4 protein-coding genes are annotated in these 5,790 nt (G+C 69.6%); 2 read left to right on the top strand and 2 right to left on the bottom strand.

What is annotated here, in order from left to right:
- Positions 1-471: 471 nt before the first annotated feature.
- Positions 472-1,989, top strand: a complete 1,518-nt coding sequence (locus ACNFOC_RS49785; protein WP_416965606.1) for a glutamate-cysteine ligase family protein — start codon at positions 472-474, stop codon at positions 1,987-1,989.
- A gap of 51 nt (positions 1,990-2,040) precedes the next feature.
- Here ACNFOC_RS49785 and ACNFOC_RS49780 read toward each other — a convergent pair whose 3' ends face one another.
- On the bottom strand, positions 2,041-3,828 hold the full coding sequence (locus tag ACNFOC_RS49780; RefSeq protein WP_416965605.1) for a substrate-binding domain-containing protein: 1,788 nt from the start codon (positions 3,826-3,828) through the stop codon (positions 2,041-2,043).
- A 186-nt stretch (positions 3,829-4,014) separates the two neighbouring features.
- On the opposite strand from ACNFOC_RS49780, the gene ACNFOC_RS49775 reads away from it, so the two are divergent.
- Entirely contained in the window at positions 4,015-4,815 is an 801-nt protein-coding gene (locus ACNFOC_RS49775; RefSeq protein ID WP_317883348.1) for a CPBP family intramembrane glutamic endopeptidase, read from the top strand.
- Between the two features lie 83 nt (positions 4,816-4,898).
- Here ACNFOC_RS49775 and ACNFOC_RS49770 read toward each other — a convergent pair whose 3' ends face one another.
- Positions 4,899-5,708 carry a PhzF family protein gene (locus ACNFOC_RS49770; RefSeq protein ID WP_416965604.1) on the bottom strand — a complete coding sequence of 270 codons (810 nt, stop codon included), beginning with the start codon at positions 5,706-5,708 and terminating at the stop codon, positions 4,899-4,901.
- Positions 5,709-5,790 lie beyond the last annotated feature (82 nt).

Below are 5,790 nucleotides of genomic sequence, written 5' to 3'. Positions count from 1 at the left end.
GCGCTGTCAGCTCTCGGGGTCAGGGAGGCCGGGTCAGGTTCCGTGAACATGGGTGCGGCCTGCCGCACGTCACCTCGACGGCAGGTTCCAGGACCGGGGCGCCAACCTTCTGCCTTGTCCGCGGAGTTTATACGACACGGGTTCAGACGATGTTTCGTCTAACCGTTTCCCGTATGAACAACAAGGACCTATTAGGCCAGCGATTCACGGGAATCATCCCGGTTCCGAACGGGCCCTACGGCGATGACCTCGGGATATGGCACCGATGGGGTCGGCCAATTCTCGTCGGCGTTTTTCACGAGGTCTTCATTGTGCGGGAACTGCTCGCTGCCGCATGCCTCGTGAATGTGCCGCGGGTCACGTTCGACCAGAGTAGCGGGCGCCGGGCCCCTCCGGGACGTTATCGATCGCCAGGTCTGGGCATCATCCTTCCTGACCCAGGGACGAGTGGGACGAGGAGGTGACGCTTCGATGGGCGAGAAGGTCGTGGCCGGGCCGTTCGAGCTGGCCGACCGCCAGCGCTACCGCGCCAAGCTGCGGCGCTGCCTGACGGGGCTGGAGCGGCTGCTGGCCGAGAAGCGGTTCGACCGCCCCAAGAACCTCATGGGGCTGGAGATCGAACTGAACCTCGTCGGCTCCGACGGCATGCCGAAAATGCTGAATGGAGAGGTCCTCGAGCGCATCGCGAGCCGAGATTTCCAAACAGAACTCGCCATGTTCAATCTGGAAGTCAACATCGCCCCACACCGATTGGACGGCCGGGTATTCGACCGGCTCGCGGAGGAGATCCGTACATCGCTGGCATATGCCCATCGGAAAGCGGGCGAGGTCGACGCCGGAATACTGATGATCGGCATTCTGCCGACGCTCGACCGGGACGACCTGGTCTCCTCGAACCTCTCCGCGGTCGACCGCTACACCCTGCTCAACGACCAGATCGTGGCCGCCCGCGGCGAGGATTTCGTCCTCGACATCGACGGCGTCGAGCACCTCACCTGCACCTCGGGCTCCATCGCGCCCGAAGCCGCGTGCACCTCCGTGCAGTTGCACCTCCAGGTCACCCCGGACCGCTTCGCCGACGTGTGGAACGCGGCCCAGGCCGTCGCCGCCGTCCAGGTCGCCGTGGGCGCCAACTCGCCCTTCCTGTTCGGCCGTGAGCTGTGGCACGAGTCCCGGCCCCCGCTGTTCCAGCAGGCCACCGACACCCGCCCGCCCGAACTCCAGGCCCAGGGCGTCCGCCCCCGCACCTGGTTCGGCGAACGCTGGGTCACCTCCGCGTACGACCTCTTCGAGGAGAACCTGCGCTACTTCCCCCCTCTCCTCCCGATCCACGACGACGAGGAACCCCTCGACGTCCTCGACACGGGCGGCATCCCCACCCTCGCCGAACTCGTCCTGCACAACGGCACGGTGTACCGCTGGAACCGCCCGGTCTACGGCATCGCCGACGGCGTCCCGCACCTGCGCGTCGAGAACCGCGTCCTGCCGGCCGGCCCCACCGTCACCGACGTCATCGCCAACACCGCGTTCTACTACGGCGTCGTCCGCGCCCTCGCCGAGGAGTCGCGGCCGGTGTGGACCCGGCTGCCCTTCGAGGCGGCCGCGGCCAACTTCGACACCGCGTGCCGCCACGGCATCGACGCCCGCCTTCTCTGGCCCCGGCGCGGACGCCTCGGCGGCACCACCGAGATCGACGCGGTGTCCCTCGTACGCGACGAACTGCTGCCGCTCGCGGAGGCCGGCCTGGACGCGTGGGGGGTCGAACCGGCCGACCGGGACCTGTACTTGGGCGTGATCGACGAGCGCTGCCGCCGCCGGGCCAACGGCGCGACCTGGCAGTCCGCCACCTTCCACCGCGCCCTGGAACAGGGCCTCACCCGGGAAGCCGCGCTGGCCGCCACCACCCGCCGCTACAGCGAGTTGATGCACCTCGGGGAGCCGGTCCACACCTGGCCGGTGGGACTGCCGGAGCCGGTGCCGCTGGGGTGAACTGCGGCTGTTTCGGCGCGCGTTGGTCGAGATGGGTCAACTGCCGCTGTCTCAGCCCGCGTCGGCGGAGGCGCCCGACGCGCCCGCCGCCACGATGGCCTGGAGGATCACCGACTGGATCTGGGCCGGGTCGCTCACCTCGTGGCCCGAACCGCCGGTCGCCCCGGCGATCTGGCGGGCCTCCTCCGTGTCGGCGTCCGGGCCCACCGCGATCATGATGAGCGGCACCGGCCGCTCGGGGCTGGCGAGTTGCTGCAACTGCTTGACGAGCGTGGAGCGGGAGATGCTGCCCGGGTCCTGGTTGACCCCGTCGGTGAGAATGACCAGCGCGTTGAACTTCCCCTTCACATAAGAGGACGTGGCCGCCTTGTACGCGGCGAGTGTGGTGTCGTAGAGCCCGGTCGCGCCGTTCGGCACCGGCTTCAGCGAGCCGAACGCCGCCGACAGGGCGTCCCGTTGGGTGCCGTCGCCCGTGCGGTCGCCGAGCCGCTCGGTCGGCACCAGGACGCGGTAGTCCTTGTCGCCGTCGAGCTTCGTGGAGAACTCCCACAGCCCGATCTCGTCCTCGGGCGTGAACGTGGCCAGCGCCTGGAGCAGCGAGCCCTTGGTGACGTCCATCCGTGACTGCCCGGTCCCCGGCACCTTCTCCGCCATCGAGGCGGACGCGTCGACGACCGTGGTGATCCGCGCGCTCTGCACCGTGATCGTCCAGGTACCCAGGGCCTCTTGGAGCGCCGCGTCGGAGGCCGGCTCGGGCGCCGCAACGGTGTACGGCTGCGGACTGACACCACCCGCCTTGGCGACCACGGCCTTCGGCGCGGCATCGTCATCCGTCCGGAAGCCGTACTTCTCCATCAGCTTCTGCTGCGCCGGCTGGCTCAGATAGGTCACGAACCGGATCGCGGCCCGGCTCTGGTCCGTGGTCAGCCGCTCCTGGTCGACCAGGTTGTACGGGTAGTCGAGCCGCGGGGAGCCGTCCTTCGGGTAGAAGAGATCCAGGCTCCCGTCGCTGTCCGCCGAGGCGTTGTACGCGAACGCCGACTGCTCGCTGAGGACCAGCGCCTGGTTGCGCTTCGGGTTGCCCTGCTCGGTGCCGGACGAGTTGCGCGGCAGGGTGTCCAGGACCTGGCTGTCGGTGTCCGAGGTCCGTTGCGACAGTGTCTTCATCATCGCCGCGGCCTGTGTGGCCCCGCCCTTGACCTTCGCGGCGGCCGTGCTCAGCTGCGTGAGCGCCAGCAGTCCCGTCGCGCTGCGCGCCGGGTCGGCCGCGCCCAGTCGCAGCGAGTCGTCCTGGAGGGTGGCACCGGCCAGGTCCAGCCAGCTGTACGTCTTCTGCGGCCACCCGAGCGACTTCGCGGCGGCCGGGACCATCGCCACCGCGACCGGTGTCGAGGCGACGTTGCCCGCGGGAGTCACCTCCGTCGCGTCGGCGTCGGCGGCCGACGTGACCTCGTTCACCCACAGCTCCGAGTCGGGCACCCACACCTGTACGTCCGGGTGCTTGCCCGCTTTGAGCGTGTCCGCGAACTTGTACGACTCCTGGGCGGTCACCGAGATGTTCAGACACTGCCCGTCGGACGTGACGCCCTCGTCACGGGCCTTTCCGGCCGCCGCGCGCAGGGCGGGAGTCATATCGGGGGAGGCGGCGAGTTTCAGCCGTACGGCGTCCTTCTTGCAGGAGGAACCGAAGGAGAGCAACCCGCTCTGCACGGCCACGGCGGTACCGCCGGCGACGGTCAGCACGAGGACCGTGGCGATGGCCACCGTACGGCGGCGCGCACGAGGGCGGGGGTCGCTGCCGCCCGCCCCGTACTGATCGGGCAAGCTGTGACGTCCCATGACGGTGGTGCCCCTCCCTGTTGAACCACGTGCCGGTGTGCGGCCGTATGCCAGACATGGGGGAGGTGAGCCCCGTACCGCGTCCGTCCCCCCAACGGCCTGTCGCGCACGATCTTCGTAAGTTCTTTCGAGACCCTAGCGGGGTGAAGATGGGCATGAGGCGGGATTTCCGAACTGAAGGCAGGTGTGCAGGTGGAGGCAGGGCAGGTGGCCGAAACTTTTCCGCTGGAGCGGCCCACGCGGCGGATTCTCCGGTCCGAGGCGCTGCTCGTTCTGGGGCTTTCGCTCGGTGCGAGTGGTGTGTCCGCCCTGATCAGTTTTGTCGGATCGGTCACGAAACCGGGAGGCCTCAAGGACCAGGCGGCCACCCTCAACGCCTCGGCCGCGCCGGGCCGTCCGTGGCTCGATCTCGCCTGGCAGTTGTTCGGCATCGCGTCGGCGCTCGTCCCCGTCGCGCTCGTCGCGCACTTCCTCCTGAGGGAGGGCGAGAGCCTGCGCACGATCGGCTTCGACCGCACCCGCCCCTGGCCCGACCTCGGCCGCGGGGCGGCGATCGCGGCGGTCATCGGCAGCACCGGAATCGCCTTCTACCTGGCGGCCCGCGGCCTCGGGTTCAACCTCACGGTGGTGCCGGAGGCGCTGCCCGACGTCTGGTGGAAGTACCCGGTCCTGATCCTCTCCGCGATGCAGAACGCGATCCTCGAAGAGGTCATCGTCGTCGGCTATCTGCTGCGCAGGCTGGGTCAGTTGGGCTGGACGCCGGGCACCGCGCTGGTGGCCAGTTCCGTACTGCGCGGTAGCTACCACCTCTACCAGGGCATCGGCGGCTTCGTCGGCAACATGGTGATGGGCGTGGTCTTCGTGTACCTGTACCGGCGTTGGGGGCGCGTGGGTCCCCTGGTGGTGGCGCATTCCCTGCTCGACATCGGGGCGTTCGTCGGTTACGCGCTGCTGGCGGGCAAGGTGGGCTGGCTGCCTACGGCGTAGGCCGCGCAAGTCGCGTGCGGGGCGGGCCTCTTGAGGATCGGCGGGTCAGGTCTCCTGAGGCGGCGGGTCAGGTCTCCTTAGGCTCAGGCGAGCAGCTCGCCGTCGATGACCGTGACCGCGCGTCCGGTCAACAGGGTCCGGTCGCCCCGCAGTTCGGTACGGACGCGCCCGGAGCGGGGTGAGGCCTGTAGCCCGGTGAGGACCGTGCCCCCGAGACGCTCGGACCAGTAGGGAGCCAGGGCCGTGTGCGCGCTGCCGGTGACCGGGTCCTCGTCGATCCCGACGTTCGGGAAGAAGCACCGCGAGACGAAGTCGTAGCCCCGGGAGGGGTCTTCGGCACGGGCGGTGGCGATGATGCCGCGCTCGGAGTGGGCGGCGAGGGCCTTGTGGTCCGGGGCGAGTCCCACGACGGTCTTCTCGTCGGCGAGTTCGACCACGAGGTCGCCGATGTTCGGTCCGGTATCGAAGGCGGAGAGCGGTTCGGCGCCCAGAGCCTCGGCGACACCGTCCGGGATCTCGACGCGCGTGAGCGGGGCGGTCGGGAAGTCCAGGGTGATGGACCCGTCGTCCCCGGGCGTGGCGCTGAGCACCCCGCTCCGCGTGGCGAACCGCACGGTTCCCTCGTGGGCGCCGCTGGTGTGCAGCACATGGGCCGTGGCGAGGGTCGCGTGCCCGCACATCGCGACCTCGGTCGCCGGCGTGAACCACCGCAACGCCCAGTCGGCGTCCCCGCCTTCGGGCAGCGGGTGCGCGAACGCCGTCTCCGCGTGATTCACCTCCGACGCGATCTTCTGAAGCCGGTCGTCCGCCGGGAAGGCGTCGAGGAGCAGCACCCCGGCCGGGTTGCCGGCGAAGGGACGGTCGGTGAAGGCGTCGACGATTCGAATCCGCATGCCTTGACGCTAGAGGCCGTGTGGAGCCGCGGGCCAAGGCCAATTCGGGGGACTGGACCGATTCGGGTGCGAGGGCGAGGGG

This window comes from Streptomyces colwelliae, assembly GCF_048158785.1.
In the GTDB taxonomy this organism is placed as follows: Bacteria; Actinomycetota; Actinomycetes; order Streptomycetales; family Streptomycetaceae; genus Streptomyces.
The sequence above is the reverse complement of the archived record's forward strand: the minus strand, read 5'-3'. Positions and strand labels throughout refer to the sequence as shown.

Coding starts and splice junctions, on each gene's coding strand:
- ACNFOC_RS49785 (WP_416965606.1), top strand. CDS start 472: ATGGGCGAGAAGGTCGTGGCCGGGCCGTTCGAGCTGGCCGACCGCCAG.
- ACNFOC_RS49780 (WP_416965605.1), bottom strand. CDS start 3,828: ATGGGACGTCACAGCTTGCCCGATCAGTACGGGGCGGGCGGCAGCGAC.
- ACNFOC_RS49770 (WP_416965604.1), bottom strand. CDS start 5,708: ATGCGGATTCGAATCGTCGACGCCTTCACCGACCGTCCCTTCGCCGGC.